The following is a 25666-nucleotide window of genomic DNA, read 5'->3' on the forward strand; positions in this document are numbered from 1 at the left end:
AGGAAGCATAGCCCAACGGCCTTAACAAAATCCCAACTGGTGCAGGTCAGGGCAGAACCGTCAGCTGTTGTCCGCCAAGCGGCAGCGCGCGCAGTTCGGTGGCGACCGGACCACCGCCCGCAGCGTAAAGCGAATCGATCATCGCCGCCCCGCTTGCCGGCACTCCGCCGCCAAGCCAGACCGGGCGCGCAACGCTCCAGCTTGCGCCGCTCTCGTGCAGCGCCAGAACGCCATCGAGGCGCAGCAACAGCGCCTCGCGTCCGGGCTGGGCCGGCACGAAATCGTCGATCACCAGAACGCAGCCCGGATGGCCTTCGGGCGTGCGCCCGGCACAGCCCGCGGCCCAGTCATCGGCGCCAAGCCGCGCGATCTCGTTCAACAGCGCCGTCGGCATCGTCTCGCCCGCGGGCAGCACGGTGATCGCCTCGCGCAGCGCGACCGCGCGGCCGGCGACATCGGGGCGCGCATAGCGTTCGAAATCCCAGCGATTCTCGGCCCGGTCGAGCTGCGCCAGCCAGTCGGCAAGCAGCTCCTGCCCCGGTTCCCCCGCCTGCGTACGCAAGCTTGCGAGCGCGCGCTGCCCGGGCAGGCCCCAGTCATGTGCCATCTCCCACAGCGGCAGCTGCTCGACGGCAATCTTGCCCTCGGCGAAACGGCCGAGCTGCGCGCGCGCCGCGATCGCCTCGGGCGAGATCAGCGGCGTCAGCCACAGCAGCGCCAGTGCCAGCGTGGCAAGTGCCATGCCGATGTTCGCGCGCCGGATCCGGCGCATCCAGCCGCGCCCGCTCAGCACCGCGCCCGCATAGCACAGCGCATAGCCCGCGATCACCGCGGCCAGCGCCGCCCCGGTCACGCGCACGGGCGTCCAGCCGTATTCGCGCACCCGCAGCACCAGCCCCCAGACCACCAGCCCGGCGAGCACCGGCAGCAGCAGCGCCAGCCCGCGCCCGGCCCAGGCGAGCAGCGGCCCATGCACCGCCTCCTCGTCGTCCTGATCGACGGCGATGGTGACGAGCGCGGTCGAGGCGAGCGCGGTCGAGATCAGGATGCCCACGACCGAGAACTGCCCGAAGAGATGGGCGAGCCCGCGCAGCGGCAGCACTGCGACGAAGACGATCTCGACCAGCAGCACCAGCGGCAACAGCAGCCGCAGCAGCCGCAGCAGCAGATAGGGCGAGACCATGTCCGACATCTCGGTGACCACGGCGAGCGCCAGCCCCAGCACCGCGCCCGACAGGATCCACACCACCGGCGCGCGGCCCAGAAGCACCGAGAGCGCGTCGATGCCGACGAGATCCAGAAGCGCCGCCAGCAGCCACAGCACCAGCCAGACCACGGCGACGAAAAGCCAGGCCCCCGCATAGCGCACGAAGATGTTCCAGCTTTCGAGGAACAGCACCCGGTAGTTCGACCAGCCCCGCCGGCCGCCCAGACCGATGGCGATCGCGAAAGGCACCGGCACGAGGCCCGCGACCGCCAGCGCCACCGGCACGTGGCTGCTGTCGAGCATCTGCCCGACATCGGTGAAGCCCAGCGATTTCAGCGCCGAAAGCCCGGCGAGCGGTGCCGCGATCACGGCCGCCGACAGCAGCGCGCGGCGCAGGCCCAGCTCGCTCAGCATCGCCAGCGCACCGCCGAAGAAGCTGAAGGCAAGCACGGCGACGACCAGGAAACCGCGGCTCTGGCGCAGCTCGAGCGGCAGGTCCGAGAGCAGCCAGAAGGCCAGCCCCGCCAGCGTCCCGAGAAGGATGAATTGCACGCGCCTGACCATGAAGCCCTCCCTGTCGCCGCACCGGCGGCATCCGGCGGAGACTAGCCGCGCGCGCCGCCGAAGGCCAGAGCGGCCGGGCGGCCTCAGGGCGCGCCGGCGTCGAGCCAGTCGGCCAGCTCGGCGATGGTGCCGAGCACGACATCGGCCGCCCCGGCGAGATCCGCGCGCGTCGCGGGCCCGCTCAGCACGCCCACCGCGCGCATCCCCGCCGCCCGCGCCGCCGCCATGTCGTGCAGGCTGTCGCCCACCATCGCGACAGTTGCGGGGGCAAGGTCGAAGGCCGCCGAAAAGGCCAGAAGCGGCCCCGCCCCGGGCTTCGCGCCATGACCGCTGTCATAGCCCGCGACATAGTCGAAAAGCGCCCCGACCCCGGCCTTTTGCAGATGCACCCGCGCCGAGGCCTCGGCATCGTTCGTCGCGACGCCCAGCCGAAGCCCCCGCGCCTTCAGCCCGCCAAGGCAGGCCGGCAGATCGGCCGCCGGCACCTGCGGTGCGCGCTGCGCACCGAGGTCGAGCATGGCGACAAGGCTTTGCTGATCGTGGCGCGGCAGCAGCGGCAGCATCAGCGCCGCGACCTCGGCCACGGTGCCCGCGATCACCGGCGAGGCGCGCTCGAACCGCGCGGCCTGCAGATCGAAGCCGATCGCCGTCGCCAGCCGCGCGGCCAGCGCCGGATCGCCCTCGGCCAGCTCGACCGCCATGCCCTGCGCCCAGGCCCCCCAGGTCGCGTCGAAATCGAAAAGCGTGCCGTCCTTGTCGAACAGCACTCCGGTGATCGTGCCCATCGTTCCCTCAGGTCCAGTGCATCCCGCCGCGCCCGCCCAGCACCGCCCGCGCGAGGCCGATGTCCTGCGGCGCAAGGTCCAGCGCCGCGGCGCAGTCGATCACCCAGTCGTCGCGCTGCGACAGGAAGTCAAGCACCGCGCCGAGGAAGGCCGGATCGGCCGCCGCGGCGCGCACCTGGGACACGTCCGCCCCGGAAGATGCGAGAAACGCATCGAAAAGTTCGTCCTGGGCGGCGAGCCAGCCGAGCGCGCGAATTCCCGTGACCTGTGCTGCATCGTGCTGCATGATGAACCGATCCAATCCTTGAAAAGGTTTTGTTAACCTTTTTGTCCGAAATCAGGCAGACAGTCGAGCACAGCTGAAGGAGCGCACGGAGCCATGGCAGGACGCATCCTGATCGTGGACGATGTAGCGACCAACCGGATCGTTCTCAAGGTGAAGCTGTCCGCAGCGCGCTACGAGACGATGCAGGCCGGTTCGGGCGCCGAAGCGCTGCGCCTTGTCGGCCAGTATGCGCCCGATCTGATCCTGCTCGACGTGCACCTGCCGGACATGACCGGGCTCGAGGTGCTGGCGCGGCTGAAGGCGGACCCGGCCACGGCCGAGATCCCGGTGCTGATGATCACCGCCTTCCCCGACCCGCGCACCCGCCTTGCGGCGCTGCAGGCCGGCGCCGCCGACCACCTGGTGAAGCCCTTCGACGAACAGATCCTGCTGGCGCGGCTGCGCGGCCTGCTGCGCACGCGCGAGGCGGATCAGGAGCTGAAGCTGCGCGAGCGCACCTTCCGCGATCTGGGCTTTGCCGAGGGACCGGCGCTGTTCGAGACCCGCGCGCTGATCGCGCTGATCGGCAGCACCCGCGAGGAGGCACAAAGCTGGAAGCGCTTTCTCGCCCGGCATCTGGGCCGGGCGGTGGTGGAGGTCGTGGCGCGCGAGGATGCACTTGGCGACGTGGCCCTCGCGCAGGGCTATGACGCCTATGTGATCTCGGCCGATCTCGGCCGGCCGGGCGACGGCCTGCGGCTGATGTCCGAGCTGCGCTCGCGCCGACGCTCGCGCGAGGCGGTGATCTGCATCGCCCTGCCCGAGGGGGCACGCGACAGCGCGGCGATGGCGCTCGACCTCGGCGCCTCGGACCTCGTGCCCGAGGTGATGGGCGCGCCCTTCGCGGCACAGGAGGCGGCGCTGCGGATCGACCGTGCGCTCGCCCGCAAGCGCCGGCACGAGCGGCTGCGCGATCACCTGACCGACGGACTGCGGCTGGCGATGACCGACCCGCTCACCGGGCTGCACAACCGCCGCTACGCGATGTCGCAACTGGCGCGGATGGCCGATCGCGCCCAGACGACGGGTCGCCCCTTCGCGGTGATGGCGCTCGACCTAGACCGCTTCAAGGCGGTCAACGACACCTGGGGGCATGCGGCGGGGGATGCGGTTCTGGTCGAGGTGGCGCAGCGGCTGCGCGCCCAGCTGCGCCAAGTCGACCTGCTCGCCCGCATCGGGGGCGAGGAGTTCCTGGTGGCGCTGCCCGACACCGCCCCCGAGGCGGCGCAGGCCACGGCCGAGCGGCTGTGTCACGCCATCTCCGAGGCGCCGATCGCACTCCCCGAGCCCGAGGCCCAGGGCCGTGCGGTGCGGATCACCGCCTCGATCGGGCTGGCGCCCTGCGATCCGCTGTCCGACAGCGCCCCGGTCGAGGCGCTGATCTCGCGCGCCGACCGGGCCCTTCTCGGATCGAAGGCCGGCGGGCGCAATCAGGTCCGCGTCTTCCGCCGCGACGCCGCGGCCTGACCCCTTCAGTTTTCGGGCGGCGGCGGCGGCGGCATCGGCCGGCCATCGGGCTTGCCGATGCGGCGGTCCATCCGGTCGGTGCGGTCGCGCAGCCGCGCGGCATAAGCCTTGCGGTCCTCGGCCGTCATCGTCTCGAGCCGTTCGAGCATCACCTGCTCGCCCAGCTCCATCCGCCGCAACGTGCGCGCCCGCATCCCGGCAAGCTCATTGCGCACCGCCGTCTCGTCCCAGGGATCGACGCTCAGCGCCGCGATCAGCCGGTCCATGTCGGCGCGGAAGGCGGTGCGCATGGAGCCGAAATCGGTGCCCGAGCGCTCGGCCGCGCGGCGCATCGCGTCGCGGTCCTCGCGCGAGAAGGCGTCGCCCAGGGGCCCGAGCGTCACGTCGCCCGCGGGCGGCCGCGGCGGGTGCCGCTCGGTGCCCAGGAAGCCGCCGACGACAACCCCGGCCACCAGCAGGTTCAGCGTGACCGAGAGGACGAAGACCGCCTTGACCCAGCCCTTCATTGCCAGCTTCGGCCCGCCTGCGGGGGTGTTCGTTTCCATCATCGCGCCCTCCTCGCCCCTCATTCCGCCGCCAGGGCGAGGATATCGCCATCGGCGAGCAGCGCGCTTGCCGTCGCGGTCTCGGTCGTCGCCGAGAAGCCCGCGACCTGCGCCAGCGTGTCCGACCCGGCAAAGCCGATCCACACGCCCGCCACCGCCGCCGTCGCCATGCCGCCAAGACCGCCCCAGCCGCCGAACAGCGCCAGCACCGTGCCCAGCACCCCGAAGCGCGCCCCTCGCGTCACCGCGGGCTGCGCCGGCACGGCGAGAAAGCCCGCCTGCACCGCCTCGGCATCCGTCAGAATCCGGCCCAGGAACGCCGCCGAAGGCTCTGGCGCGCTCTGCCGCGCCTCGGCGAAGAAGAGATCCAGCGCCGTGTCGTCGTCCTTCCGCATCTCAATCATGGCCATACCCCAGTTCCTCTCGCCGGCCGGCCAGGATCGCCGCCAGCGCCCGCTTTCCACGGGCCGTCAAGCTTTCTACGGCCTCCACGCCGATTTCCATCGCTGTCGCGATCTCGGGATTCGACAATCCTTCGAGATGGCGCAGCACCACCGCCTGGCGCTGCCGCGCCGGCAGCTGCGCGAGCGCCGCCTCGAGCGCCGCGGCGCGATCCCCGTCGATCATCTGCTCGACCGCCGAGGCCGCCCCGTCGGGCACCTCCGGCGCCTCGTCAAGGCCGATGCCCCGGCGCCGGCGCAGCCGGTCGGTGGCGAGGTTGGTCACCACCCGGTAGAGCCAGGTCGTGACCTTCGCCTCGCCCGTCCGCCACTCGGGGGCGATCTTCCACAGCCGCAATAGGGCTTCCTGTGCCAGATCCTCGGCCTCGGCCCGGTCGCCCAGCATCCGCTGCGCGACCCGGAAGGCAAGCGGCCCCATCCGCAACGTCAGCACATGCGCAGCCGCCCGGTCCCCGTTGCCATAGAGGACCAGCAAGGTCTCGTCCGAGACATCATCCAGCGCGTCGAGTGCCATGTTCATGCTTCCCCACGCCTAGCGTGAAACCATGACCTGTGCAATTTCCGTCAGGCCTCCGGCCCCGGGACAAGCCCGGGGCCGGGGTTTCGTGCCACTCAGTTGCCCTGCGGCATCCAGCGCGGGCCGCTGCCGTCGCGCGGGCCGTTCTGCCCGCCCATCATGCCGCCATAGCCGCCGCGCGGGTCGCAGTCATAGCCGCCGCGGCCCATCCGGTCGCCCCGCGGCCCGATCCGGCCCTGCATCGCGCCGGGCTGCATCCGCGGCCCCGCCGCCGCGAGCTCGTCATCGCTGAGCACCCCGTCGTTGTTGGCGTCGAGCCGTTCGAACATCCGGCTTGGCGCCGGCGGCATCGCCAGTTCCGCGGCCGAGAGCATCCCGTCGCCATCGGTATCGAGCGCGGCGATCCGCGCCTTCACCCGGGCCTCGACACCAGTCTGGATCCGGCGCATCTCGCCCGCGACCAGCTCGTCGGCGCTGAGCTTGCCGTCGCCGTTCGCATCGAGCGCCGCGGCCTCGGCCTTGCGGCCCGACTGGATCTCGTCGAGGCTGATCTTGCCATCCCCATTCGCGTCGAACTGCTTCAGATCGATGCGCGGCCAAGCACCGCCCAGCGGAGCGTCATCGGCCATCATCGGGCCACCCTGCCCGATCGGACCATAGCCCATCTGCCCGCCCAGCCCCATCATCTGACCCTGGCCTGGGCCGCCTTGGCCCATCATCGGGCCATTGCCCGGGCCCATCGGGCCCTGCCCGACCGGGCCGGTGCCGTTCTGCACCTGGGCCTGCGGCACGGGCGACTGCTGGGCCATGACCGGCACCGCGGCACCAAGCGCCACACCGGCGAGAAGCCCGGCAAGGATCGTCGTCTTGAACATCGGTTTCATCGCTCTCTCCTGCGTTCGCGTGCGGCCCTCTGTCCCGGCCGCCGATATCAGACAAACGCCACAGCCCCGCAGTTCCGTCGCCGCTCGCGCATCCGTGACCACGCGCGCCGCGACGGGGCACCGACATTCGCGCTTCCCCGCACGCCGCTTTCAGCCGATAACGGAGAAAACGCGGAGGGGAGGACGCGCGATGGAGACCTTTGTCGAGGAAGACGACCGGCCGCTTGGCCGTTCGATCGCGCGGGGGCTGATGTGCCGCTGCCCGGCCTGCGGAGAGGGGCGGCTGCTGTCGGGATACCTGACGGTGCGCCCCGCCTGCCCCGCCTGCGGCGAGGATTTCACCGCACAGCGCGCCGATGACGGGCCGGCCTATCTGACGATCCTGATCGTCGGGCACCTGATGGCGCCCGCGATCCTGTGGGCCTTCATCGCCTTCCGGCCGCAGCCGCTGGTGATGATCGCGATCTTCGCCACCGGCTGCGTGGCACTGTCGCTCGCGCTCCTGCCGCGGATGAAGGGAATGATGGTCGCGATCCAGTGGTCGCGGCGGATGCACGGGTTCGGAGAGGGAGAGTTGCGCCATGACTGAGGCGGCTCCGCAACAGACGATCGACAAGAGCGCGCTGCGCGATGCGGCAACCGTGCTCGTCGTACGCCGCGACGCACCGGGCGGTCCCGCGGTGCTGATGGGGATGCGCGGCGCGGGGGCGGCCTTCATGCCGTCGAAATACGTCTTTCCGGGCGGCGCGCTCGACCGTGGCGATGCCTCCATCCCGCTGGCCCGGCCGCTGCCCGAGACCTCGGCCCGCCGGCTGGCGCTGAATGCCCCCGCGGACATCGGCCCGGCGCTCGCCGTCGCCGCGATCCGCGAGCTTTGGGAAGAGACCGGCCTCGTCCTCGGCACGCCGGGGCGCTGGAGCGGCGACGTGCCCGCCGACTGGCAGGGCTTTGCCGAGACCGGGCACCTGCCCTCGGCCGCGGCGCTCAGCTTCGTCTTCCGCGCGATCACCCCGCCCGGCCGGCCACGCCGCTTCGACGCGCGCTTCTTCCTCGTCGATGCGGCGCAGATCGCCTCGGACCCCGACGATTTCTCGCGCGCCTGCGACGAGCTGAGCCACCTGCACTGGGTGCCGATGGCCGAGGCGCGGCAGCTGAACCTGCCCTTCATCACCGAGGTGGTGCTGGCCGAGGTGCAGGCGCATCTGACCGAGACCGCGGGCGGGCGGGCACCGCTCGCGGTGCCGTTCTTCGACAACCGCGGGGTGCGTTCGGTCTTTGCGCGCCTCGACTAGCGGCCCGTCAGCACCAGAAGCAGCAGCGAGCCGATGACGAGGGCGATCCCCGCGCCCTCGCGCGCGCTCAGCCGCTCGCGGAAGACCAGCGCCGAGACGAGCAGGGTGAAGACGATCTCGACCTGGCCGAAGGCGCGCACATAGGCGGCGTTTTGCAGCGCGAAGGCGGTGAACCAGCCGGCCGAGCCCGCAACGCCCGTCACCCCCACCCAGATCGTGCGGTGCCAGGCGCCGACCACGCGGCCCAGCTCTCCGGGTTCGCGCAGCCGCAGATAGAGCGCCATGCCAAGCGCCTGCACCGTGGTGACGCAGGCGAGCGTGACGACGGCGCGGGCAAAGGCCGCCGCCGGCATCAGCTCGAGCGTCGCGCCGCGGTAGAAGATCGAGCTGAGGCCGAAGAGCCCGCCCGCCAGGATGCCATAGACCGTGGCACGCGGCGAGAACCCGCCCTTCGGCGCGCGCGACAGCAGCAGCACGCCGCCAAGACCGATGGCGATGGCAAGCCAGCCGGGCCCGCTCACCCCCTCGCCCAGGATCAGCGCCGAGAACAGCGCGACCTGCACCGTCTCGGTCTTGGTGAAGGCGACGCCGACGGCGAAGTTGCGCAGCTGGAACAGCGCCACGGTCAGGAAGGTGCCCGCCACCTGCGCCGCGCCACCAAGCGCGACGAAGGCGGCAAAGCGGCCGCCCGGCAGCGGCACCGGCCCGCTCAGCGCAAGCGTCAGCACCGCCGCGGTGACCGCGATCGGCGCCCCGAAGAGAAAGCGCGAGAAGGTCGCGCCGCCGGTCGACAGCCCGCCGCCCGCCAGCCGCTTTTGCAGCATGAAGCGCGCCGTCTGCACCGCCGCGGCGGCAAGCGTCACCCAGATCCAGAGCATCAGCGCCCGATCCGCCGGGTGTCGTAGCTGTTGAAGTCAAGCACCTCATGCGCCGCGGTCATCAGATCGCCCCGGCCCGGCATCTCGCGCACCAGCACCTGGCCGAAGTGACCCGACGGCGTGCCCAGCACCGCGATGCGGTAATCCTGATCGACCCAGAGCACCCAGACCGGCTCCTTGCCGAAGGCCTCGGTCGGGGTGAAGCGGGCGCCGGGCCCGGTCATCGCAAGCCGCCCCTCGAGCCGGCGCGGCTTGGTGCCCGAGCAGTCGGTGCCCGACAGCGCATAGCCGGTGCCGGTCCAGGCCCAGTCCTGCCTTGCCCCGGCGCAGCCGGGAACGCCGCTTTGCGCGACATGCCAGGTGCCGCCGAACCGCGCCGGATCGAAGATCACGGCGGAAGAGATCCAGCCCTTCGGATCGCGCAGCGACACGGGTTCGGGGGCAGGTTTCGCCGCACAGGCGGCAAGGGCCAGCATCGCGGCCCAGATCAGTTGACGCATTCGGTCACACGCATTCCCACGGAGGTGATGATCTCGTTGCAGCCGGTGAGCGGGATCACCGGCGCGCAGGTCTGGGAGCGTGCAAGGCACGCCCCCAGGCAGTCAGAAGCGGTGCGGCAGGCCTTGCCGTTGTCGCGGGTGCGGGTCGCGCAGAGCTGCGCATCGTCACGGGTGATCCAGTCGCCGCCGCGCTTGACGCAGGCCGCGCGTTCCAGCGCGACCTTCGCCTCGCCCACCGGCGGCAGCGGCGCCGCGGCGCGCTCGCCCCCGGGTTTGCAGGCGGCGAGCAGCACCAGCGCCAGCGCCGCCAGCTCAGAACGGCATCGGATGCGCATGATGCACCCTTTCGATCGCCGCCAGCACCTCGGCCGGCAGCACCATCCCCGCCGCATCAAGCGATTTGTCGAGCTGCTCGACCGAGGTCGCGCCGATGATCGGCACCACCGGGAAGGGCCGGCCCATCACCCAGGCGATCGCCATCGTCACCGGGTCGAGCCCCGCCTTGCGCGCGATGTCGACGTAGAGATCGGCAATGTCGAAGGCGCGCGCGTTCGAGCGCCCGCCCAGCTCGCGCACGATCGACCGGCGCGAGCCCTCCGGCACGGCGCCGCCCGAATACTTGCCGCTCAGCATCCCCACCGCGAGCGGCGAATAGGCGAGCAGCGTCACCGCCTCGTGCACGCCGACCTCGGCCATGTCGAGATCATAAAGCCGGCACATCAGCGAATATTCGTTCTGGATCGTGGCGACGCGCGGCCCGTGGCCCTCGCCCGCCAGCCGCAGCCATTCGGTGGTGCCCCAGGCGCTTTCGTTCGACAGGCCGAAATGGCGGATCTTGCCTTCCGCCACCAGCGCCTGAAGCGTCTCGAGACAGGCGATCATGTCGGCCTCGATCACCGCCTTCGAGGGCTGTTTCGCGGCGTTGAAGCCCCAGTTCTGGCGGAAGTGATAGCTGCCGCGGTTCGGCCAGTGGAACTGGTAGACGTCGATGTAATCGGTGTGCAGGCGGCGCAGGCTGCCCTCGATCGCGGTGCGGATCGAGGCGGGGGTGATCGGGTCGCCGTCGCGCACCGCCTTCAGCCCGATGCCCGAGACCTTGCTTGCCAGCACGACCTCGTCACGCCGGCCGGTCTTCGCGAACCAGCTGCCGATGATTTCCTCGGTGCGGCCGACGGTCTCGGCGCTGACCGGGTTGACCGGATACATCTCGGCGGTGTCGATGAAGGTGACGCCGCGGTCGAGCGCGCGGTCGATCTGGGCGTGGCCCTCGGCCTCGGTGTTCTGCGTGCCCCAGGTCATCGAGCCGAGGCAGATTTCCGACACCATCACCCCGGTGCGGCCCAGTTCCAGCTTGCGCATCTTGTTCTCCTGCTTGCCCTCGTTCGCGGGCGCGACCGTGCCACACTGCGCCTGCAGAGGAAAGGGCCTCACGCAAGCGTGGCCGGGATCAGTCCGCGCAGCGCATTGCCGAGGAACAGCCCCTCGCTCAGGTCGTCGGGATGCAGCGTCGCCTCGCGCGCACGGCCCTCGTCCAGCAGCTCGGCGCGCAGCACGCCAGGCAGACAGCCCGCGGCCAAGGGCGGGGTCAGCAGCCCATCGCCGCGCGCGACGAAGAGATTGGAGATCGTGCCCTCGGCCAGCTCGCCGCGCTCGTTGAGGAAGATCAGCTCGTCCACGCCCTCGGGCAGCGCGGCGCGCGCCGTGTCATAAAGCGCCCGCTCGGTCGTTTTCAGCCGCAGCCAGGGCGAGGCGCTGTCGACTCGCGCCGGCGCAATCGCCACGCGCCAGAGCGGTTTTGCAGCTGGCAGGGGCGCCTGCACCAGCTCCGCCCGACCATCGAGCCCCACCGTCAGCCGCAGCCGCAGGGCCGTCGGCCCGGTCACGGCATCGAGCAGCGCCTCGGCCTCGCCCGGCAGCCGCGAAATGCCAAGCGCCGCACAGCCGGCATCGAGCCGCGCGAGATGGCGCGCGCGCCGCGCCGCGCCGGTCGCGGGCTCCCAGCGGAGCGTCTCGATCAGCCTCAGCCCGGCAGGGGCGCGTTCACGAAGGCCGCCTTGCACAGCGCTTCCTCCCATTCCTCGGGGCCGCGGCTGTCATGCACCACGCCGCCGCCGACATTCAGCACCGCCTGCCCATCCCGCACCATCACGGTGCGGATCGCCACGTTGAATTCCATCGCCCCCGAGGGCGCGATCCAGCCGATCGCCCCGCAATAGGCGCCGCGCGGGCCGGTCTCGAGCTCGCGGATGATCTCCATTGCCCGGATCTTCGGCGCACCGGTCACCGACCCGCATGGAAAGAGTGCCGCGCAAATCCTTGCAAAGTCGAGATTTTCAACAAGATCCGCGGTGACGGTCGAGGTCATCTGATGCACCGTCGCATAGCTTTCGATCTCGAACAGCCGCGGCACCTTCACCGTGCCCGGATGCGCGATCCGGCTCAGGTCGTTGCGCAGAAGATCGACGATCATCAGGTTCTCGGCCCGGTTCTTCTCCGAGCCGCGCAGCCACTCCGCCGCGGCACGGTCTGCCTCGGGCGTCGGCCCGCGCGCCACCGTGCCCTTCATCGGCCGCACCTCGGCCCGGCCCCGCGCATCGACGGCGAAGAAGAGCTCGGGCGAGCGCGACAGCAGCGCGAAATCGTCAGCCTCGACCAGACAGCCGTGCCCCACCGGCTGGGTGGCCTTCAGCCGGGCATAGAGCGCGCGCGGATCGGTGGCGCAGGGCGCGTGCAGCGGGAAGGTCAGGTTGATCTGATAGACGTCGCCCGCCGAGATATAGTCCTGCACCCGGTCGAAGGCCGCCGCATAGGCCGCGGGTGTGATCGCCGGGACGAAGGCCGGCACCTCGGCCGCGGGCTCGACCGCCGGACGCGGGCGCCCGGGCGCGTCATAGGCGCCGACGAGCAGCAGCGGCAGGGGGCGCTCTGCGGGCAGCAGCGGGGCGAGCCGCCCGGTCAGGCAATAGCCCAGCTCATAGCTGAACACCCCCGCCAGCCACAGCCCGTCCGCCCGCGCCCGCTCGATCGCCTCGAAGGCCGCGGCAAGGTCTTCGGGGGCCTCGGCCCGGATCACCCGGCGCGGCGCGGCAAAGCGCGCGCCAGCCCCGCCCGGCCCCCGATCGAATTCGAAACTCAGTTCCCCGGCCACCGGCCCCTCACGCGCTTGGTCGCGCGAGATATGCGGGGGCCGGCGCGCAAGTGCAACGCCTCAACCGACGGAAAAGTGCCATTCTCCGTCACCAAGCGCCGGGCTCGCGTGATCGAGCGCCAGCGGCGAGCGCGAGAAGACGATCGGCGTGCGCAGACCGGCGATACCCTCGGGCGCGATCTGCATGGCCCGCGCCGTCACCTGCGGCTCGGCCAGCGCCTCGGAGACGTCGTTGATCGGCCCGCCGGGCACGCCCGCCGCCTCCATCGCCGCGATCAGCTCGGCCTTCGGGCGCAGCGCGGTGCGCGCGGCGATCCGGGCGCAGATCTCGTCGCGGTGCATCACCCGGGCCGGGTTGGTGGCGAAATCGGGATCGTCGCATTCGCTCATCCCCAGAATGCCGCACAGCGCGCGGAATTGCCGGTCATTGCCGCAGGCGATGATGAAATGCCCGTCTTCCGAAGGGAAGACCGAGTACGGCACGATCGAGGGGTGGGCATTGCCCAGCCGATGCGGCACCACCCCGCCGAGCAGGTAATTCATCGCCTGGTTCGCCAGCACGCCGACGCCGACATCGAGCAACGACAGATCGACATGCTGGCCCTGACCCGAGCGCTCCCGCTCGGCCAGCGCCGCCTGCACGCCGATCACGCCATAAAGCCCGGTGAAGATGTCGATCCAGGCGACGCCCACCTTCTGCGGCTCGCCGCCCTTCGCGCCGGTCAGGTCCATGATCCCGCACATGCCCTGCACGAGGAAGTCATAGCCCGGCTGTTTCGCCCGCGGCCCGGTCTGGCCGAAGCCGGTGACCGAGGCATAGACGAGGCGCGGGTTCAGCGCCGCGCAGCTGGCGTAATCGAGACCGAATTTCGCCAGACCGCCGACCTTGAAGTTTTCGAGAAGAACATCAGCTTCGGCGATCAAGCCCTTGACCTTCTTCAGATCTTCCGGGTTCGAGAAATCGCAGGTGACCGAGCGCTTGCCGCGGTTCGCCGCGTGGTAATAGGCCGCCACCGTCTCGGTCGTGCCATCGGGGCGCGGGCGTTCGACGAAGGGCGGGCCCCAGCGGCGGGTGTCGTCGCCCTCGGGCGCCTCGACCTTGATCACCTCGGCGCCGAGGTCCGACAGCACCTGCCCGATCCACGGCCCCGCCAGGATCCGCGCCAGCTCCACCACCTTGAGGCCCCGCAGCGGCGCCTCTGCCCGCATCTCCATTCCGCTCTCCCGTCTCCGTCGCGATGCCGTCGCGGCACCCCGTCCCCTACCTAGCGCCGCCGGGCCCGGGGTTCGACCGTTCTTTCCGCGGCACATCATGTGTAAAACGCATGGATCGCCGCGGCAACGCCCCGCCTTGCCCCCTGATCGCGTCAGGGCTGGACCATCGCCCGGCCAAGGCCCATCCTCGCGCGCGCAAGCCGCGGGCGGGTCAGGACACCTGCCGCGGCCGGAAGAAGGACGTGGATGATGGATGATTTCGACAAGGCTCTCGAAGGGTTCGAGAAGGTCAGCGCGCCGGCGATCGGCGACGCGGAGCTGACGGCGCGGCTGTCGGGGCTGCAGGCGCGGCTGCGCGCCGAGGGGGTGAAGGCCGCCTGGCTCGATGCCTCGTCCTCGCTGCGCTATTACACCGGTCTGTCGATCGGGCTGTCGGAACGCGTGCATGGCGCGCTGATCCCGTCCACGGGCGCGCCGATCTATGTCAGCCCGCAGTTCGAGGTGCCGAAGCTCGAGACGATGCTGCGCATCGGCGGCGAGATCCTACCCTGGGAGGAACACGAAGACCCCTGCGCGATGATCGGCGCCCGTCTGGGTCAGCTCGCCGCCCCCGGCGCGGGGCTGGCGCTTGATCCGGCGACGCCCTTCCGCTTTGCCGGCCGGCTGAGCGCGGCGATGGCGGGGGCGGTGGTGCCGGCCGAGGCGATGATCGCGGCACAGCGGCAGGTGAAATCGGCGGCCGAGATCGCCATCATCCAGACCGCGATGGACGCGAGCTGGAGGTTGCAGAAGACCGTGCACGACCTGCTGCGCCCCGGGCTCACCACCACCGAGCTGTGCGATTTCATCGACGAGGCGCACCGCCGGATGGGGCTCGCGCCGCTCTTCGTCGCGGTGCAGTTCGGCGAGGCGACGGCCTATCCGCATGGCGTGCCCTATCCGCAGGTGCTGAAGGAGGGCGACATGGTTCTGGTCGACCTCGGCGGCATCCTGAACGACGGCTATCGCTCGGACATCACCCGCACCTATGTCTTCGGCACGCCCACCGAGCGCCAGCGCGCGATCTGGAACGCCGAGCGGCGCGCCCATGCCGCGGCCTTCGCGGCGGCACGGCTCGGCACGCCCTGCGAGGCGGTCGATGCCGCCGCCCGCGCCTCGCTTGCCGCGGATGGCTATGGCCCCGACTACACCGTGCCCGGCCTGCCGCACCGCACCGGCCACGGGCTTGGCCTCGACATCCACGAGGACCCGTTCATCGTGCGCGGCAATGTGACGCCCCTCGCCCCCGGCATGGTGTTCTCGATCGAGCCGATGCTGTGCGTCTATGGAGAATGCGGCGTGCGGCTCGAGGATATCGTGCACATGGGCGAGGATGGCCCGCACTGGTTCTGCCCGCCGGCCATGACCCTCGACGCGCCGTTCTGAATCGGCTTTACTGACGTCGGGTTGCCCATTGCACCGGCAACGCGATATTGTGATTTTCGAACGAGCGGTCAAATTTGCAACATCGGCAGAATACCCGCAACGCCTTGAAAAAACTACCGGATCACAACGGCATGTCGAATCACTAACAACAGTGAGTGAAAGGAAGCACCCATGAAACTCCTCTCCCGCAGCCTTCTGGCCGCCTCGGCGCTTGCGCTGATGTCGGCGGCCCCGGCGCTGGCGAAGACCTTCGTCTACTGCTCGGAAGCCTCGCCCGAGGGCTTCGACCCGGCGCCCTACACCGCCGGCACCACCTTCGACGCCTCGGCGCACCCGGTCTACAACGGCCTGGTCGAGTTCAAGTCCGGCACCACCGAGGTCGTGCCCGCGCTCGCCGAGAGCTGGGACGTTTCGGAAGACGGCACCGTCTACACCTTCCACCTGCGCAAGGGCGTGAAATGGCAGTCGAACGACGTCTTCACGCCCACCCGCGAGCTGACCGCCGATGACGTGGTCTTCTCCTTCGTCCGTCAGGGCGATGCGACGAACCCGTGGCACGAATACATCCCCGGCATCACCTACGAGTATTACACCTCGATGGAGATGCCCGATCTGGTGAAATCGGTCGAGAAGGTCGATGACCTGACCGTCAAGGTCACCCTGAACCACCCCGAGGCGCCCTTCATCGCCAACCTCGCGATGCCCTTCATGCGCATCGTGTCGCAGGAATACGCCGACACGCTGGCCAAGGCCGGCACCAAGGAAGACTTCAACAACAAGCCGATCGGCACCGGCCCGTTCAAGTTCGTCACCTATCAGAAGGACGCGGTGATCCGCTTCCAGAAGAACCCCGACTACTGGGGCGAGGCGCCGAAGATCGACGACCTCGTCTTCGCGATCACGCCCGACGCCTCGGTGCGCCTGCAGAAGCTGAAGGCGAACGAATGCCAGCTGATGCCGTTCCCGGCGCCGGCCGACCTCGCCACGATCAAGGCCGACCCGAACCTCAAGCTTGACGAGCTGCCGGGCCTGAACGTCGCCTATCTCGCCTACAACACCACTGTTGCCCCCTTCGACAAGGTCGAGGTGCGCAAAGCGCTGAACATGGCGATCAACAAGCAGGCGATCATCGACGCCGTGTTCCAGGGCGCCGGCCAGGTCGCGAAGAACCCGATCCCGCCGACCATGTGGTCGTACAACGACGCCGTGCAGGACGACGCCTACGATCCGGAAGCGGCGAAGAAGATGCTCGCCGATGCCGGCGTCAAGGATCTGTCGATGAAGATCTGGGCGATGCCGGTGCAGCGTCCCTACATGCCGAACGCGCGCCGCACCGCCGAGCTGATGCAGTCCGACCTCGCCAAGGTCGGCGTCAAGGCCGAGATCGTCTCCTACGAATGGGGCGAATACCTGAAGAAGTCGATGGAAGAGGGCCGCGACGGCGCCGTCATCCTCGGCTGGACCGGCGACAACGGCGACCCGGACAACTTCCTGTCGGTGCTGCTGTCCTGCGCCGGCGCCAAGGCCGGCGGTGCGAACCGCGCCTTCTGGTGCAACCAGGAGTTCTCGGACCTGCTGACCCAGGCCAAGAAGACCTCGGACGTGGCCGAGCGCACCAAGCTCTACGAGCAGGCGCAGGTCATCTTCAAGGAGCAGGCGCCGTGGGACACGCTCGCGCACTCGACCCAGTTCGTGCCGATGCGCAAGAACGTGACCGGCTTCACGATGAGCCCGCTGGGCGACTTCACCTTCGAAAACGTCGACATCACCGAGTGATCCTCGGCTGACATCACAGGCGGGCGCGCAGGGGCAAAACCCCTTGCGCGCCCGTCGAGGATATAACGCATGATACGCTTCCTTCTCACCAAGCTGCTCTATCTGGTCCCGACCTTCCTCGGGATCACGATCGTCGCTTTCGGTTTCGTCCGGGTGCTGCCCGGTGACCCGGTGCTGCTGATGGCCGGCGAGCGCGGGCTGACGCCCGAACGCCACGCCGAACTTGCCCACCAGCTCGGCTTCGACAAACCCGTCTGGGCGCAATATTTCGACTTCCTGACGCGGCTTCTGCATGGCGACCTCGGCAATTCTCTGGTGACGAAGAAGCCGGTTCTGGGCGAGTTCCTGACCCTCTTCCCCGCCACTGTCGAGCTCGGCATCGTGGCGATCATCATCGCGACCCTCGTCGGCGTGCCGGTGGGCGTCCTGGCCGCGATCAAGCGCGGTTCGTGGTTCGACCAGGTGTCGATGACGGCCGCGCTCGTCGGCTTCTCGATGCCGATCTTCTGGTGGGGTCTGCTGCTCATCATCCTGTTCTCGGGCATCTTGCAATGGACGCCGGTGTCGGGGCGGATCTCGCTGATGTTCTTCTTCCCGCAGGTCACCGGCTTCATGCTGATCGACAGCCTGCTGTCGGGGCAGAAGGGCGCGTTCGTCTCCGCGCTCAGCCACCTGATCCTGCCTTCTGTGGTGCTCGCCACGATCCCGCTTGCGGTGATCGCGCGGCAGACCCGCTCGGCGATGCTCGAGGTGATGGGCGAGGATTACGTGCGCACCGCGAAGGCGAAGGGCATGCCCTATTCGCGCGTCGTGATGGTGCATGCGCTGCGCAACGCGATGATCCCGGTGATCACCACGATCGGGCTGCAGGTGGGCGTGCTGCTTGCCGGCGCGATCCTGACCGAGACGATCTTCTCCTGGCCGGGGATCGGCAAGTGGATGATCGATTCGATCTCGCGCCGCGACTATCCGGTGGTGCAGTCGGGCCTGCTGATGATCGCCGCCATCGTGATGCTGGTGAACCTGCTCGTCGACCTGACCTATGGCCTGATCAACCCGAGGATCCGCCACAAATGACCGAGACCGTCACCAACACCCCGGCCGTGAAGCTGAGCGACGCCGCAATCCGGCGCCGGATGCTTGCGGATTTCTGGTTCCACTTCAAACAGAACAAGGGCGCGGTCGCGGGGATGATCGTCTTCGTGCTGCTCGTCCTGGCCGCGGTCCTTGCCGCGGTGATCGCACCGCATGACCCGACCCAGCAATACCGCGATGCGCTGCTGGTGCCGCCGGTCTGGCAGGAGGGCGGCCGCGCCGACTTCCTGCTGGGCACCGATGCGGTCGGCCGCGACATGCTCTCGCGGCTGATCTATGGCGCGCAATATTCGCTCTTCATCGGCATCGTCGTGGTCTCGATCGCCCTCGTCGGCGGCATCGTGATCGGCATGGTCGCTGGCTTCTACGGCGGCTGGGTCGATACCGTCATCATGCGGGTGATGGACGTGATCCTCGCCTTCCCCTCGCTGCTGCTGGCGCTGGTGCTGGTCGCGATCCTCGGGCCGGGGCTGCTGAATGCGATGATCGCCATCGCGATCGTCTACCAGCCGCATTTCGCCCGCCTGACCCGCGCCGCGGTGATGGGCGAGAAGGAACGCGAATATGTCACCGCCGCGCGCGTTGCCGGCGCCGGCAACATGCGGCTGATGTTCAAGACCATCCTGCCGAACTGCCTTGCGCCGCTGATCGTGCAGGCAACGCTGAGCTTCTCCTCGGCGGTGCTGGATGCGGCCGCGCTTGGCTTCCTCGGCATGGGGGCACAGCCGCCCGCCTCGGAATGGGGCACGATGCTCGCCGAGGCGCGCGAGTTCATCCTGCGCGCCTGGTGGGTCGTCACCTTCCCCGGTCTTGCCATCCTGATCTCGGTGCTGGCGATCAACCTGATGGGCGACGGCCTGCGCGACGCGCTCGACCCGAAACTGAAGAAGAGCTGAGGTCTCCATGGCACTCCTGACCATCCGCAACCTCACCGTCCGCTTCGCCACCTCGACCGGCAGCTTCACCGCCGTCGACGGCATCGACGTGCGCGTCGATGCCCGCGAGGTGCTGGCGATCGTCGGCGAATCCGGCTCGGGCAAGTCGGTCTCGATGCTGGCGATGATGGGGCTTCTGCCCGACACCGCCACCGTCACCGCCGACGAGATGACCTTCGACGGCCACGACCTGCTGCACATGACCCCGGCCGAGCGCCGCCAGGTCATCGGCCGCGAGATCACGATGATCTTCCAGGAGCCGATCGCGTCGCTCAACCCCTCCTTCAGCGTCGGCTTCCAGATCGAGGAGGTGCTGCGGCTGAACCTCGGCCTCAAGCGGCACGCGGCGCATGAACGCGCGCTCGAACTCTTCCGTGCCGTCGGCATCCCGGAACCCGAGGTGAAGATCCACGCCTACCCGCACCAGATGTCGGGCGGCCAGTGCCAGCGCGTGATGATCGCGATGGCGATCGCCACCAACCCGCGCCTGCTGATCGCCGACGAGCCGACCACCGCGCTCGACGTGACGATCCAGAAGCAGATCCTCGACCTGCTGATGAAGCTGCAGGAGGATTACGGCATGGCGCTGATCCTCATCACCCATGACATGGGCGTGGTGGCGGAAACCGCCGACCGGGTCGTGGTGCAGTACAAGGGCCGGAAGATGGAGGAGGCCGACGTGCTCACCCTCTTCGAGGCACCGCAAAGCGCCTATACCCGGGCGCTGCTCTCGGCGCTGCCCGAGAACGCCACGGGCGACCGGCTGCCCACGGTGTCGGACTTCTTCGGTGCGGAGGGCGTGCAATGACCGAGATCGTCGTCGAGGGCGTGGCCCTCACCCAGGACTACCTGATCCCGGGCGGCATGTTCGGCAAGGCCCGGACGCTGCGCGCGGTCAAGGGCGCCTCCTTCGCGGTGGAAAAGGGCAAGACCCTGGCCATCGTGGGCGAGTCGGGCTCCGGCAAGTCGACGCTCGCGCGGATCATCGCGCTGATCGACCACCAGTCGGGCGGCGTGCTGAAGATCGCCGGCGAGGCGGTCGACATCGCGCGGCGCAAGCCTGACCATGCCCTGCGATCGAAGGTGCAGATGGTGTTCCAGAACCCCTATGGCAGCCTCAACCCGCGCCAGAAGATCGGCGACGTGCTGATGGAGCCCTTGCTGCTGAACACCACGCTGCCTGCGGCCGAGCGGCGCGCCCGCGCCGAGGCGATGCTGGTCAAGGTCGGCCTCGCGCCCGAGCATTTCAACCGCTACCCGCACATGTTCTCGGGCGGGCAGCGGCAGCGCATCGCCATCGCCCGCGCGCTGATGCTGAACCCGGCGCTTCTGGTGCTCGACGAGCCGGTCTCGGCGCTCGACCTGTCGGTGCAGGCGCAGGTGCTGAACCTGCTCGCCGATCTGCAGGAAGAATTCGGCCTGACCTATGTCTTCATCAGCCATGACCTGTCGGTGGTGCGCTACATCGCCGACGACGTGATGGTGATGCACAAGGGCGACGTGGTGGAACAGGGCACGCGCGACGAGATCTTCTCGAACCCGCGCCACCCCTACACCCAGCAGCTGTTTGCCGCGACGCCGGTCACCGACATCGCCGCGATCCGCGCCCGGGTCGAGCGCCGCAAGGCACTGCTCGCCGCACGCTGAGGCCTGCGGCCAGGACGGAAACCCGAAGGGGGCCGGGCAGCGATGCCCGGCCCCTGCCCGTTCCGGCCCCGACCACATCGCTTGCCCCCAAAATAGTTTGCAATGCAAATCATTTTGAGGCACAGGCAGCCGATGCGCATCGAGCCCGATTCCCCCCGCCTCCGCTTCGGATACCTCTTCGTCTCGCTCGGCCGTGCCTGGCGGCGCGTGCTGGACCTGCGCCTGGCCGAGGCCGGGCTCAGCGACGCCACCTGGGCGCCGCTCGTCAACCTTGCCCGCCACGGCGACGGCATCAGCCAGACCGAGCTGGCCGCGCGCGTGGGGCTTGACGGCTCGAGCCTGGTGCGGCTGATCGACCTGCTCGCCGAGCGCGGTTTCGTCGAGCGTCAGGTCGACCCGGCCGACCGCCGCGCCCGCCGGCTGCTGCTGACCGAGGCCGGCCGCGCCGAGGTCGAGCGCATCCTGACCGAGCTCGGCCGGATCGAGACCGAGCTGCTCGCCGATGTCGAGGAGGCCGAGATCGGCCGGATGCTCGATGCGATGGAACGGATCAAGGCCCGCACCGAGGCCATGCTCGACCGGGAGACCTCGAAATGACCGCCACCCTCGAACGCTATGGCTTCGACGCCGCCCGCACCGCCTTTGCCGGGCGCACCGCGGTCGCCGCCTGCATCGCCTTCGTCATCGGCTGGGCGCTCGGGCTCGAACATCCGCAATGGTCGGCGATGGCGGTCTGGGCCGCCTCGCAACCGACGCGCGGGCAGCTGCTGGAAAAGGGCTTCTTCCGCGTCGCCGGCACGATCAGCGGCACGCTCGCCGGCATCGCGCTGGTGCTGGCGATGGAGATCCACCCGGCGCTCCTGGTCCTCGGGCTTGCGCTCTGGGTCGGGCTGTGCACCGCGATCGGCAACCTGCAGCGCGGCTTTGTCGCCTATGGCACGGTGCTTGCGGGCTATACCGCGGCGATGGTGTCGCTGCTCGATGCCGCGCACCCCGATCAGGTGCTGCACCTTGGCGCGGACCGCTTCGCGACGGTGCTGACGGGTGTCGTCACCGCGATGGTGGTCGGCGCCTTCTTCGCGCCGCCGGCCGCTCGCGGCGCGCTGCGCGCGCGCCTCGCCGCGCTGGTCGCCGACCTGCTCGAGGCCGCGGCGACGCCCGCAAGCGACGAGCGCGCGCCGGCCCTTCTGGCCGAGATGTCGGCGATCGAGGACGGGCTCGACCCGCATGGCGCGGGCTCGTTCCGCTCGCGGCGCGACGTGCGGGCGGTGCGCGCGGTGCTGATCGCGGCGATGGCGCTGCTCTTGTGGCGGCGCACCGCCGAGACCCTGCCCGCCGCCGTCGCGGCCGAGCTGATGCGCGCGGCGCAGCTGCTGCGCGCCGATGCCCCCGAGGCCGCGGCCGAGGCGCTGACCCGCGCCTGCGCCGGCCGACCCGACCTGGCCGAGACCCTCGCGCCCCTCGCCGCCGCCCTGCACGGCTGGCTGCGCCCCGAAACCCCGCCGACCGAGACCGCCCTGCCCGTCGTGCTGCACCGCGACTGGATCGGCGCGCGCGAGGCGGGGCTGCGCGCCTTTGGCGGGCTGTTGCTCTTCGGCGCGATCTGGCAGCTCACCGGCTGGGGCGCAGGCGCCTACATGCTGCTTGGCCTGTCGGTGATGCTGTCGCTGTTCTCGAGCTTCGAGAACCCCACCGCACAGATGCGCAACGTCTTCTACGGCCAGATCCTCGGCGTGATCGGTGCGCTTGCCTGTCGCTGGCTCGCGTGGCCCCTGGCCGGCAGCGAGCTGCAGATGATCCTCTCGACGCTGCCCTTCATCCTGATCGGGCCGCTCTTCGTCGGTCATCGCCGCACCGTGGGGGCAAGCTTCGACTACAACATGGTGCTGATGCTGATGCTGCAGCCGCACTGGCCGCTGAGCGGCAGCCTCAACGCCTCGCTGGCGGCGGGGCTTGCGGTTCTGGCCGGGCCGGTGGTGGCGATGATCGCCTATCGCTTCGTCTATCCGACGAGCCTGCGGCGCCGGCAGGAGACGCTGATCGCGATGATGCGGCGCGACCTTGGCGATCTGGCTGCCGATCCGCAGGCGCTCAGCCACCGGCAGGTGTGGCGGGCGCGGCTCTATCACCGGGTGCTGCGGCTGGTGCGGCTGTCGGGGCGCTCGGCCCGGGCAAGCGGCGAGGCGATGGAGATCGGCCTGGCGCTTCTGGGCCTTGGTCAGGCGACGATGCGCGCGCATGAGATCGAGGCCTCGGGCGTGCCCGCGGCGCGGGCGGCGCGGGCGGTGCTGGCACGACTGGCACGGTTCCCGGCCGATCCCGGGCACAGCAGCGCGGCGCTGGCCCGGCTTGGCGCGCGGCTGAGCGGGGCGGATGCCACGCTTTTCGCCGAGGCGGCGGCGCAGATCACCGCCCCCGCCGTCACCGGCCGCGCGGCCTGAGCCTCAGCCGTCGCAGCCGGGCGCGACCCAGAGCCGGATCGGCGCGCCCTCGGACGTGCCGATCTCGCGGCAGCTGCCCTCGGCGCAGAGCGTCCAGCCGCCGAGCGTGGCGCCCGAAGCGGCAAGGAAGACCTCGCGCTGCAGCGGCAATTTCGGGAAATAGTGCCAGCCGTCGGATTCGAGGATCGCATCGGGCGGCGCTTCCATGCCCGCCCCCGCGCTCGTCACCCGGGCCTCGACCGGGCGCAGCCCGGCGCCCGTGACCTCCCAGCGTTCCCACCAGGTGGTGTGCTGGACCGAATGGGTCCAGCTCAGGGTGAAGGTGCCGACGGCAAGGGCAAGCGCCTTGCCGCCAGCGAGGATGCACAGCGTCATGCCGCAGCGGGGGCAGCCTTGCGCCCGCGCAGCCAGAGCAGCACCGCCACCAGCACCGTGATGCCGAACCCGATCTCGTCCGAGATCGGCAGCGCCACGATCAGCGACACGCCACCGGCGAACGCGAGCACCCGCTCGTACCAGCGCAGCGGCATGTTCAGATAGCCCACCACCGCAAGGCCCCAGAGCGCGATCGCGATCACCGTCTTCGCCACGACATAGGCGACCTCGACCGGATAGCCGAGCATCTGCGCCATCGCACCACCGTCCTGCAGCATCAGCGAGGGGGTGAAGACCGCCATGAACGGCACGATGAAGCCCGCCGCCGCCATCCGGATCGCCTGCAGCGAGATCTTCAGCCCCGAGGACTTGGCGATCGGCCCGGCGGCAAAGCAGGCCAGCGCCACAGGCGGCGTCAGGTCGGCCATGATGCCGAAGTAGAAGACGAACATGTGGCTGACGATCAGCGGCACGCCGAGTTCCAGCAGCGCGGGGCCGGCAAGCGACGAGGTGATGATGTAGTTCGGGATCGTCGGGATGCCCATGCCGAGGACCAGGCAGGTGAGCATCGTCAGCACCAGCGACAGGAACAGGTTGTTGTGCCCGATCTGGATGATCGCCCCGATGAAGGTGGAGGCGATGCCGGTCAGCGTCAGCGTGCCGATGACAATGCCGACGATGGCGCAGGCCATGCCGACGGGCAGCGCGTTGCGCGCGCCTTGCGCCAGCGCGTCACGCACGATGGCGAGGGTGTGCCGCGCGCCCTTGAACGGGATCGTCACGATGACGAGCGCCGCGATCACCGCGAAGAGCGCCTTCACCCCGAACTCGAGGAAGGAGGCGCAGCCGAGGCCGAGCGCCAGCCAGAACACCACGCGGAAGGCGGTGGGCCCGATCAGCGCGGCCAGCGGCGTGCCGAGGATCAGCACGACGACCAGGCCAAGGCCCATGGTGCCCGCGAAGATCGGCGTATAGCCCGCGAAGAGCAGGTAGACGAGCGCCGCAAGCGGCAGCACCAGCGGCCACTGTTCCTTCACCGCGGTCCAGGGGTTCGGCAGTTCGGCCTTCGACATGCCCTTGAGGCCCATCCGGCCGGCTTCCAGATAGACCATCCAGAACACCACGCCGAAATAGAGCATCGCCGGGATGATCGCCGCCTTGACGATCGCGGCATAGGGCACGTTCAGGGTCTCGGCCATGATGAAGGCGACGGCGCCCATCACCGGCGGCATGATCTGCCCGCCCATCGAGGCGGTGGCCTCGACGCCGCCGGCAAAGGCCGAGCGGAAGCCGAATTTCTTCATCAGCGGGATGGTGAACTGACCCGAGGCCACGACATTCGCCACGCCCGAGCCCGAGATCGTGCCCATCAGCGCCGAGGACAGCACCGCGACCTGCGCCGGGCCGCCGCGCAGATGGCCCACGAGGCCAAGCGCGAAGTCGTTGAACAGGTTCAGCATCCCCGCCCGCTCGAGGAAGGCCGCGAAGACGACGAAGATGAAGATGTAGGAGCTGCTGACATAGATCGGCGTGCCGTAGATCCCTTCGGTGCCGAAGGAGAAGTTCTCGACCAGCTGGGCGAAGTCATAGCCGCGGGTCTGGAACACGCCCGGCGCATATTCGCCGAAGGCGGCATAGGCCAGGAACAGCGAGGCGATGATCGCCAGCGGCCAGCCCATCAGCTGGCGCGAGGCGATGAAGACGACGACGATCAGCACCGTGCCGGTGACGAGGTCGGCCGTCGTCAGATAGCCGGTGCGCTGGATGATGTCGGTGTAGAAGATCCAGTTGTAGATGCCGGTCGCGAAGCCCGCGAGGCCGACGATCCAGTACCAGATCTTGCCGAGCTTCGTCTTCATCACCAGGTTCGAGATGAGGACGCAGCCCAGAAGCACGAGGAAGCCGACGTGCAGCGCCCGCAGGATCTGGCTCGGCAAGGTGCCATAGGCGGCAACGAAAAGCTGGAACAGCGAGAAGACGAAGGCGATCCAGAACGCGATCTTGCCGCTCAGCCCCTCGCCGAAGCCGGGCGGCAGCCCCTCGAGCGCCTCTTCGTGCTCGGGCTGTGTAGTGTCATGGATGGATTGGGATGCGGACATCAGGGGTCTCCGGCTGGGCAAGGGAAAAGCGGGCGCCGAGGGCGCCCGAAGGTCCGGGCGGCCGCGCCGCCCGGGGGTCCGGTCC

The 25666-nt window shown here is 69.7% G+C and carries 27 protein-coding genes; 11 read left to right on the forward strand and 16 right to left on the reverse strand.

Going from position 1 to position 25666, the window contains the following annotated elements; all coding sequences use genetic code 11:
• Positions 1-46: 46 nt before the first annotated feature.
• The 3 genes from AC0QTQ_RS12725 to AC0QTQ_RS12735 all read right to left on the reverse strand — a co-directional run bounded on the left by AC0QTQ_RS12725 (position 47) and on the right by AC0QTQ_RS12735 (position 2842).
• The gene (locus AC0QTQ_RS12725) at positions 47-1771 is read right to left on the reverse strand and encodes a DUF4153 domain-containing protein (protein ID WP_480256877.1); all 1725 of its coding nucleotides are present in this window, start codon (positions 1769-1771) and stop codon (positions 47-49) included.
• 83 nt (positions 1772-1854) lie between these two features.
• Positions 1855-2556, reverse strand: coding sequence for an HAD family hydrolase (locus AC0QTQ_RS12730; protein ID WP_480256878.1), 702 nt, complete (start codon positions 2554-2556; stop codon positions 1855-1857).
• A gap of 7 nt (positions 2557-2563) precedes the next feature.
• Positions 2564-2842, reverse strand: coding sequence for a DUF3572 domain-containing protein (locus tag AC0QTQ_RS12735; RefSeq protein WP_121533085.1), 279 nt, complete (start codon positions 2840-2842; stop codon positions 2564-2566).
• 93 nt (positions 2843-2935) lie between these two features.
• Here AC0QTQ_RS12735 and AC0QTQ_RS12740 point away from each other — a divergent pair, with 93 nt between their 5' ends.
• The gene (locus AC0QTQ_RS12740; protein ID WP_480256879.1) at positions 2936-4348 is read left to right on the forward strand and encodes a diguanylate cyclase; all 1413 of its coding nucleotides are present in this window, start codon (positions 2936-2938) and stop codon (positions 4346-4348) included.
• A gap of 5 nt (positions 4349-4353) precedes the next feature.
• Here the strand turns inward: AC0QTQ_RS12740 and AC0QTQ_RS12745 are convergent, their stop codons facing one another.
• The 4 genes from AC0QTQ_RS12745 to AC0QTQ_RS12760 all read right to left on the reverse strand — a co-directional run bounded on the left by AC0QTQ_RS12745 (position 4354) and on the right by AC0QTQ_RS12760 (position 6755).
• Positions 4354-4896, reverse strand: a complete 543-nt coding sequence (locus AC0QTQ_RS12745; RefSeq protein WP_480256880.1) for a periplasmic heavy metal sensor — start codon at positions 4894-4896, stop codon at positions 4354-4356.
• Between the two features lie 17 nt (positions 4897-4913).
• On the reverse strand, positions 4914-5297 hold the full coding sequence (locus tag AC0QTQ_RS12750) for a dihydroorotate dehydrogenase (RefSeq protein WP_480256881.1): 384 nt from the start codon (positions 5295-5297) through the stop codon (positions 4914-4916).
• A complete protein-coding gene (locus AC0QTQ_RS12755) occupies positions 5290-5874 on the reverse strand; it encodes an RNA polymerase sigma factor (protein ID WP_480256882.1) in 585 nt (194 codons plus the stop codon). The genes AC0QTQ_RS12750 and AC0QTQ_RS12755 overlap by 8 nt, the downstream gene beginning before the upstream one ends.
• A 92-nt stretch (positions 5875-5966) precedes the next feature.
• Positions 5967-6755, reverse strand: coding sequence for an EF-hand domain-containing protein (locus AC0QTQ_RS12760; protein WP_480256883.1), 789 nt, complete (start codon positions 6753-6755; stop codon positions 5967-5969).
• 190 nt (positions 6756-6945) lie between these two features.
• On the opposite strand from AC0QTQ_RS12760, the gene AC0QTQ_RS12765 reads away from it, so the two are divergent.
• A complete protein-coding gene (locus tag AC0QTQ_RS12765) occupies positions 6946-7344 on the forward strand; it encodes a DUF983 domain-containing protein (RefSeq protein ID WP_121533073.1) in 399 nt (132 codons plus the stop codon).
• The gene (locus AC0QTQ_RS12770) at positions 7337-8047 is read left to right on the forward strand and encodes an NUDIX hydrolase (protein ID WP_480256884.1); all 711 of its coding nucleotides are present in this window, start codon (positions 7337-7339) and stop codon (positions 8045-8047) included. Before AC0QTQ_RS12765 ends, AC0QTQ_RS12770 begins: the two co-directional genes overlap by 8 nt.
• Here the strand turns inward: AC0QTQ_RS12770 and AC0QTQ_RS12775 are convergent.
• The 7 genes from AC0QTQ_RS12775 to AC0QTQ_RS12805 form a co-directional block, all read right to left on the reverse strand.
• The gene (locus AC0QTQ_RS12775; RefSeq protein WP_480256885.1) at positions 8044-8925 is read right to left on the reverse strand and encodes an EamA family transporter; all 882 of its coding nucleotides are present in this window, start codon (positions 8923-8925) and stop codon (positions 8044-8046) included. The two genes, AC0QTQ_RS12770 and AC0QTQ_RS12775, sit on opposite strands and share 4 nt — an antisense overlap.
• On the reverse strand, positions 8925-9425 hold the full coding sequence (locus tag AC0QTQ_RS12780) for a lipocalin/fatty acid-binding family protein (protein WP_121533067.1): 501 nt from the start codon (positions 9423-9425) through the stop codon (positions 8925-8927). Before AC0QTQ_RS12780 ends, AC0QTQ_RS12775 begins: the two co-directional genes overlap by 1 nt.
• A complete protein-coding gene (locus tag AC0QTQ_RS12785; RefSeq protein ID WP_480256886.1) occupies positions 9413-9760 on the reverse strand; it encodes a hypothetical protein in 348 nt (115 codons plus the stop codon). The genes AC0QTQ_RS12780 and AC0QTQ_RS12785 overlap by 13 nt, the downstream gene beginning before the upstream one ends.
• On the reverse strand, positions 9738-10784 hold the full coding sequence (locus AC0QTQ_RS12790) for an aldo/keto reductase (protein WP_121533063.1): 1047 nt from the start codon (positions 10782-10784) through the stop codon (positions 9738-9740). Before AC0QTQ_RS12790 ends, AC0QTQ_RS12785 begins: the two co-directional genes overlap by 23 nt.
• 68 nt (positions 10785-10852) lie before the next feature.
• Positions 10853-11485, reverse strand: a complete 633-nt coding sequence (locus AC0QTQ_RS12795) for an aminotransferase class IV (protein ID WP_480256888.1) — start codon at positions 11483-11485, stop codon at positions 10853-10855.
• Positions 11446-12573, reverse strand: a complete 1128-nt coding sequence (locus AC0QTQ_RS12800; RefSeq protein WP_480256889.1) for an aminodeoxychorismate synthase component I — start codon at positions 12571-12573, stop codon at positions 11446-11448. Before AC0QTQ_RS12800 ends, AC0QTQ_RS12795 begins: the two co-directional genes overlap by 40 nt.
• 60 nt (positions 12574-12633) lie before the next feature.
• Positions 12634-13782, reverse strand: a complete 1149-nt coding sequence (locus AC0QTQ_RS12805; protein WP_480259233.1) for a CaiB/BaiF CoA transferase family protein — start codon at positions 13780-13782, stop codon at positions 12634-12636.
• A 255-nt stretch (positions 13783-14037) separates the two neighbouring features.
• On the opposite strand from AC0QTQ_RS12805, the gene AC0QTQ_RS12810 reads away from it, so the two are divergent.
• From AC0QTQ_RS12810 to AC0QTQ_RS12845, 8 genes are all read left to right on the forward strand, one after another.
• Positions 14038-15213 (forward strand): M24 family metallopeptidase, encoded by a 1176-nt coding sequence (locus AC0QTQ_RS12810; RefSeq protein ID WP_480256890.1) that lies wholly within the window; start codon positions 14038-14040, stop codon positions 15211-15213.
• A 171-nt stretch (positions 15214-15384) separates the two neighbouring features.
• Positions 15385-16989: an ABC transporter substrate-binding protein gene (locus tag AC0QTQ_RS12815; RefSeq protein WP_480256891.1), complete on the forward strand. Its 1605-nt coding sequence runs from the start codon at positions 15385-15387 to the stop codon at positions 16987-16989.
• Between the two features lie 69 nt (positions 16990-17058).
• Positions 17059-18066 (forward strand): ABC transporter permease subunit, encoded by a 1008-nt coding sequence (locus AC0QTQ_RS12820; protein WP_121533055.1) that lies wholly within the window; start codon positions 17059-17061, stop codon positions 18064-18066.
• 59 nt (positions 18067-18125) lie between these two features.
• The gene (locus tag AC0QTQ_RS12825) at positions 18126-18980 is read left to right on the forward strand and encodes an ABC transporter permease subunit (protein ID WP_394342952.1); all 855 of its coding nucleotides are present in this window, start codon (positions 18126-18128) and stop codon (positions 18978-18980) included.
• Between the two features lie 7 nt (positions 18981-18987).
• Positions 18988-19827 carry an ABC transporter ATP-binding protein gene (locus tag AC0QTQ_RS12830; RefSeq protein ID WP_480256892.1) on the forward strand — a complete coding sequence of 280 codons (840 nt, stop codon included), beginning with the start codon at positions 18988-18990 and terminating at the stop codon, positions 19825-19827.
• Complete coding sequence (locus AC0QTQ_RS12835) at positions 19824-20666, forward strand: dipeptide ABC transporter ATP-binding protein (protein ID WP_121533050.1); 843 nt, start codon at positions 19824-19826, stop codon at positions 20664-20666. Before AC0QTQ_RS12830 ends, AC0QTQ_RS12835 begins: the two co-directional genes overlap by 4 nt.
• A 132-nt stretch (positions 20667-20798) precedes the next feature.
• A complete protein-coding gene (locus AC0QTQ_RS12840; RefSeq protein WP_480256893.1) occupies positions 20799-21263 on the forward strand; it encodes a MarR family winged helix-turn-helix transcriptional regulator in 465 nt (154 codons plus the stop codon).
• Entirely contained in the window at positions 21260-23107 is a 1848-nt protein-coding gene (locus AC0QTQ_RS12845; RefSeq protein WP_480256894.1) for an FUSC family protein, read from the forward strand. Before AC0QTQ_RS12840 ends, AC0QTQ_RS12845 begins: the two co-directional genes overlap by 4 nt.
• Before the next feature lie 3 nt (positions 23108-23110).
• Here the strand turns inward: AC0QTQ_RS12845 and AC0QTQ_RS12850 are convergent, their stop codons facing one another.
• Complete coding sequence (locus AC0QTQ_RS12850; protein WP_480256895.1) at positions 23111-23482, reverse strand: DUF1850 domain-containing protein; 372 nt, start codon at positions 23480-23482, stop codon at positions 23111-23113.
• Positions 23479-25581 carry a TRAP transporter permease gene (locus AC0QTQ_RS12855; protein ID WP_480256896.1) on the reverse strand — a complete coding sequence of 701 codons (2103 nt, stop codon included), beginning with the start codon at positions 25579-25581 and terminating at the stop codon, positions 23479-23481. Before AC0QTQ_RS12855 ends, AC0QTQ_RS12850 begins: the two co-directional genes overlap by 4 nt.
• Positions 25582-25666: the final 85 nt, after the last annotated feature.

This window comes from Paenirhodobacter sp. YD-8 (genome assembly GCF_056590935.1).

Coding starts and splice junctions, on each gene's coding strand:
- AC0QTQ_RS12750 (WP_480256881.1), bottom strand. CDS start 5,297: ATGATTGAGATGCGGAAGGACGACGACACGGCGCTGGATCTCTTCTTC.
- AC0QTQ_RS12825 (WP_394342952.1), top strand. CDS start 18,126: ATGCTTGCGGATTTCTGGTTCCACTTCAAACAGAACAAGGGCGCGGTC.
- AC0QTQ_RS12815 (WP_480256891.1), top strand. CDS start 15,385: ATGAAACTCCTCTCCCGCAGCCTTCTGGCCGCCTCGGCGCTTGCGCTG.
- AC0QTQ_RS12785 (WP_480256886.1), bottom strand. CDS start 9,760: ATGCGCATCCGATGCCGTTCTGAGCTGGCGGCGCTGGCGCTGGTGCTG.
- AC0QTQ_RS12835 (WP_121533050.1), top strand. CDS start 19,824: ATGACCGAGATCGTCGTCGAGGGCGTGGCCCTCACCCAGGACTACCTG.
- AC0QTQ_RS12830 (WP_480256892.1), top strand. CDS start 18,988: ATGGCACTCCTGACCATCCGCAACCTCACCGTCCGCTTCGCCACCTCG.
- AC0QTQ_RS12770 (WP_480256884.1), top strand. CDS start 7,337: ATGACTGAGGCGGCTCCGCAACAGACGATCGACAAGAGCGCGCTGCGC.
- AC0QTQ_RS12725 (WP_480256877.1), bottom strand. CDS start 1,771: ATGGTCAGGCGCGTGCAATTCATCCTTCTCGGGACGCTGGCGGGGCTG.
- AC0QTQ_RS12730 (WP_480256878.1), bottom strand. CDS start 2,556: ATGGGCACGATCACCGGAGTGCTGTTCGACAAGGACGGCACGCTTTTC.
- AC0QTQ_RS12790 (WP_121533063.1), bottom strand. CDS start 10,784: ATGCGCAAGCTGGAACTGGGCCGCACCGGGGTGATGGTGTCGGAAATC.
- AC0QTQ_RS12740 (WP_480256879.1), top strand. CDS start 2,936: ATGGCAGGACGCATCCTGATCGTGGACGATGTAGCGACCAACCGGATC.
- AC0QTQ_RS12810 (WP_480256890.1), top strand. CDS start 14,038: ATGGATGATTTCGACAAGGCTCTCGAAGGGTTCGAGAAGGTCAGCGCG.
- AC0QTQ_RS12820 (WP_121533055.1), top strand. CDS start 17,059: ATGATACGCTTCCTTCTCACCAAGCTGCTCTATCTGGTCCCGACCTTC.
- AC0QTQ_RS12840 (WP_480256893.1), top strand. CDS start 20,799: ATGCGCATCGAGCCCGATTCCCCCCGCCTCCGCTTCGGATACCTCTTC.
- AC0QTQ_RS12775 (WP_480256885.1), bottom strand. CDS start 8,925: ATGCTCTGGATCTGGGTGACGCTTGCCGCCGCGGCGGTGCAGACGGCG.
- AC0QTQ_RS12765 (WP_121533073.1), top strand. CDS start 6,946: ATGGAGACCTTTGTCGAGGAAGACGACCGGCCGCTTGGCCGTTCGATC.
- AC0QTQ_RS12850 (WP_480256895.1), bottom strand. CDS start 23,482: ATGACGCTGTGCATCCTCGCTGGCGGCAAGGCGCTTGCCCTTGCCGTC.
- AC0QTQ_RS12855 (WP_480256896.1), bottom strand. CDS start 25,581: ATGTCCGCATCCCAATCCATCCATGACACTACACAGCCCGAGCACGAA.
- AC0QTQ_RS12845 (WP_480256894.1), top strand. CDS start 21,260: ATGACCGCCACCCTCGAACGCTATGGCTTCGACGCCGCCCGCACCGCC.
- AC0QTQ_RS12805 (WP_480259233.1), bottom strand. CDS start 13,782: ATGCGGGCAGAGGCGCCGCTGCGGGGCCTCAAGGTGGTGGAGCTGGCG.
- AC0QTQ_RS12755 (WP_480256882.1), bottom strand. CDS start 5,874: ATGAACATGGCACTCGACGCGCTGGATGATGTCTCGGACGAGACCTTG.
- AC0QTQ_RS12760 (WP_480256883.1), bottom strand. CDS start 6,755: ATGAAACCGATGTTCAAGACGACGATCCTTGCCGGGCTTCTCGCCGGT.
- AC0QTQ_RS12780 (WP_121533067.1), bottom strand. CDS start 9,425: ATGCGTCAACTGATCTGGGCCGCGATGCTGGCCCTTGCCGCCTGTGCG.
- AC0QTQ_RS12745 (WP_480256880.1), bottom strand. CDS start 4,896: ATGATGGAAACGAACACCCCCGCAGGCGGGCCGAAGCTGGCAATGAAG.
- AC0QTQ_RS12735 (WP_121533085.1), bottom strand. CDS start 2,842: ATGCAGCACGATGCAGCACAGGTCACGGGAATTCGCGCGCTCGGCTGG.